This window comes from Belnapia sp. AC561, from assembly GCF_979252845.1.
The window spans coordinates 1-282 of sequence record NZ_CEEDBP010000171.1 but is presented as its reverse complement, the minus strand read 5'-3'; the positions used below and the strand labels follow the sequence as shown (position 1 = coordinate 282).

Genomic DNA, 282 nt, shown 5'->3' with positions numbered 1-282 from the left:
AACCTGATCCTGCGCCGCCCGGACGGCGCCGCTCCAGGGGCTCATCGCATCGCGGATGCCCACCACGCCGCCGTCCGGGCGGCGCAGGATCAGGGTGGGGCCGGCGAAGGTCAGCGGCATGACCGAATGCTCCACCACCTCCGGCACGCCGGGCCGGGCCGCCAGGACCTCGGCTGCCAGCCGCCGGTCGGCGGTGACGCCCTCGGGGCCGGAGACATCGATGCGCGGGTGATGCGCCGCCGCCTCCGGCTCCATGCCGAAATCGGCGACGAAGGCCCGCCG

1 pseudogene is annotated in these 282 nt (G+C 75.9%); it reads right to left on the bottom strand.

The features are described from left to right. Positions 1-282 (bottom strand): annotated as a pseudogene (locus AC0IW9_RS30615) (gamma-glutamyltransferase); the annotation flags it as partial.